1 protein-coding gene is annotated in these 3,290 nt (G+C 73.6%); it reads left to right on the plus strand.

Going from position 1 to position 3,290, the window contains the following annotated elements; all coding sequences use genetic code 11:
* A partial coding sequence (locus CCN51_RS47475) for a beta-ketoacyl synthase N-terminal-like domain-containing protein (RefSeq protein ID WP_143676136.1) occupies positions 1 to 3,290 on the plus strand: 3,290 nt, incomplete at both ends.

A 3,290-nucleotide genomic window follows, 5' to 3' on the forward strand; every position in this document is an offset into this window, starting at 1 on the left:
CAACACCACCACTACTGGCTCCACGACTCCACCGAGGACAAGGCGGTGGGTACGGACCTCGCCGCGGCCCGCTTCTGGGAGGCGGTCCACGGCGAGGACACCAACGCCGTCGCCGCGCTCCTCGACGTCGAGCCGGGCACCTCACTGGACGCGCTGCTGCCGGCCCTGTCCGCCTGGCACGGTCGGCGTCGCGACCAGGCCATCACCGACACCTGGTGTTACCGCGACATCTGGAAGCCGGCCGACCTCACCGCCGCGCGCCCCCGGCCGTCCGGCCGATGGCTTGTCGCGATCTCCGCAGGGCGGGCCGATCACCTCCACGTCAGTGCCGTCCTGGACGCTCTGGAACGCCAGGGTCTGCCCATCGCCACCCTCGTCCTCGACGACACCCACACCGAACTCCCCCTGCTGGAGCGGCATCTCGCACAGGCGATCGCGAGCGATGGGCCGGCCATCGGCGGCGTGCTCTCGCTGCTCGCCCTCGACGAGGGGCCACATCCGCGCCACCCGGAGGTGCCCGTCGGCACCGCCCTCACCCTCAGCCTGATCCAGGCGCTCATCGCACGCGAGGACATGGCGCCCCGGCTGTGGCTGGCCACCCACGAGGCCGTCGCCACCTCGTCCGCGGATACGCTCGATCACCCCCTCCAGGCGATGGTCTGGGGGCTGGGACGCACCGCCGCACTCGAACACCCCGATCTGTGGGGCGGCCTCATCGACCTTCCGGACACTCTCACCGAACGGGTCCTCCACGGCCTCGTCACGGCGCTGACCACCTGTCACGACGAGGACGAACTCGCGCTGCGCGCCACCGGCCCACGCACCCGGCGCCTGATCCGGACGCCGTCCACCGCCGCAGCGGAGGACACCCCGCCGTGGACGCCCCGTGGCACCGTCCTCATCACCGGCGGCACCGGGGCCCTGGGCTCCCGCGTCGCCCACCGCATCGCCGAACGCCACCCCGACTGCCACTTGCTGCTGGTGAGCCGGCGAGGGCCCAAGGCCCCCGGCGCCACCGCGCTCCGCGACCAGCTCATCGAACTCGGCGCCACGGTGACCCTCGCCGCATGTGACACCGCCGACCCCGGCGCGCTCGCGGATCTCCTCGCCGATGTCCCCTCGGACCGCCCCCTCACCGCGGTCGTCCACACCGCGGGCGTCCTGGACGACAGCACCCTCGCCGTACAGACCCCGGACCACCTCGCCGCCGTTCTGGGGCCCAAGTCCCATGCCGCACACCATCTGCACGCCCTCGCCCAGCACCACCCCCTCGACGCGTTCGTCCTCTTCTCGTCCGTCGCGGCGCCCTTCGGCGCCGCGGGCCAGGCCAACTACGCGGCCGCCAACGCCTACCTCGACGCCCTCGCCCAGCACCGCCGGGCCCAGGGGCTGGCCGCCACCTCCATCGCCTGGGGCAACTGGGACGGCGACGGGCTCGCGAGCACACAGTCCGCGCAGACGTACCTGCGCAACCGCGGCTTTCCTCCGATGCCGCCACACCTGGCGCTGGCCGCCCTGGAGCGAGCCATCGTCTCGCCCCACGCCCAGCTCGTCGTCGCCGACGTCGACTGGAAGAAGCTCAAGCCGGCGCCGCACACCCGCGACATCCCGGGAAGCCGCCGCCCGGCCCCGGCCGCCACCGACGGCGCGGACAGGACGGCCGACGCCACCGCGAGCCTCCGTACCCGCCTCGCGGGTCAGAGCCCGGCCGAACGGCACCAGACGCTCCTCGACCTCATCAGCTCTCATACAGCCGCCGTCCTCGGGCACGCCACGCCCCAGACGATCCCCACGGACCGGGCCTTCCGCGACCTGGGTTTCACCTCGCTGACGGCCATCGAGCTCCGCAACCGCCTCGCGGCGGCCACCGGGCTCCGCCTGCCGACCACCGTCGCCTTCGACCGTCCGACGCCGGACAAGCTCGCGGCCGACCTGCTGGCGCGGTGCGCGCCGACAGGCCCGGACGGCATCGGGGTGACGCCCGACGCGACGGCCACGAGTGGCAGTTCGCCCGGTGCGGCGCATGGCGCGCCGGACCCCGCCGAGCCCATCGCCATCGTCGGCTTGGCCTGCCGCTACCCCGGCGGGATCGGCTCCCCCGAGGACCTGTGGGAGTTCATCACCGCACACCGGGACGCCGTCGGAGACTTCCCGACCGACCGGGGCTGGGACCTGGCGAGGCTCTTCGACCCCGATCCGGACCGGCCGGGCACCTCGTACAGCCGACAGGGCGCCTTCCTCCGCGACGCGGGCGACTTCGACCCGGAGTTCTTCGGGATCAGCCCACGGGAGGCGACGGCGACGGACCCCCAGCAGCGACTGCTCCTGGAGGCGTCCTGGGAAGCCCTCGAACGAGCCGGGATCAACCCCCACGATCTCCACGGCAGTCCGACGGGCGTCTTCACCGGCAGCAACGCGCAGGACTTCAGCGCGCGGCTGCGGCAGACGCCGTCGGAGCTGGCGGAGCTGTGCGAGGGCTATGCGCTGACTGGCAGCAACAACAGCGTCGCCTCGGGGCGCGTCTCGTACGCGCTCGGCCTGGAAGGCCCGGCGGTCAGCATCGACACCGCCTGCTCGTCCTCGCTCGTGGCGCTCCATCTGGCCTGCCAGTCGCTCCGGGCCGGCGAATGCTCGCTGGCCCTGGCGGGCGGCGTCACGGTCATGATGACCCCGTTCAACTTCGTGGAGTTCTCCCGGCAGCGGGGCCTGGCGGCGGACGGCCGGTGCAAGGCGTTCTCCGCCACAGCCGATGGCACCGGCTGGGGCGAGGGCGTGGGCATGGTGGTGGTGGAGCGGCTGTCGGACGCGCGGCGCAACGGCCATCGTGTGCTGGCCCTCGTCCGCGGCAGCGCCGTCAACCAGGACGGTGCCAGCAATGGGCTGACTGCCCCGAACGGCCCCTCGCAGCAGCGGGTCATCCGCGCCGCCCTGGCCGCCGCCGGGGTCGCCGCGGCAGAAGTGGACGCGGTCGAGGCGCACGGCACGGGGACGACGCTCGGCGATCCGATCGAGGCCCAGGCCCTGCTCGCCACCTACGGGCAGGGGCGGCCGGCGGACCGGGCGCTGTGGCTCGGTACGGTCAAGTCCAACATCGGACACGCCCAGTCGGCCGCCGGTATCGCCGGGGTCATCAAGATGGTGCTGGCCCTGCGGCACGGGATGCTGCCGCGTACGCTGCATGTGTCCGAGCCGTCGCCGCATGTGGACTGGTCGGCGGGTGCGGTACGGCTGCTGACCGAGGACCAGCCGTGGCCGGACACCGGGCGCCCCCGGCGGGCGGGGGTGTCGTC

The organism is Streptomyces milbemycinicus, from assembly GCF_002154605.1.
Lineage (GTDB): Bacteria > Actinomycetota > Actinomycetes > Streptomycetales > Streptomycetaceae > Streptomyces > Streptomyces milbemycinicus.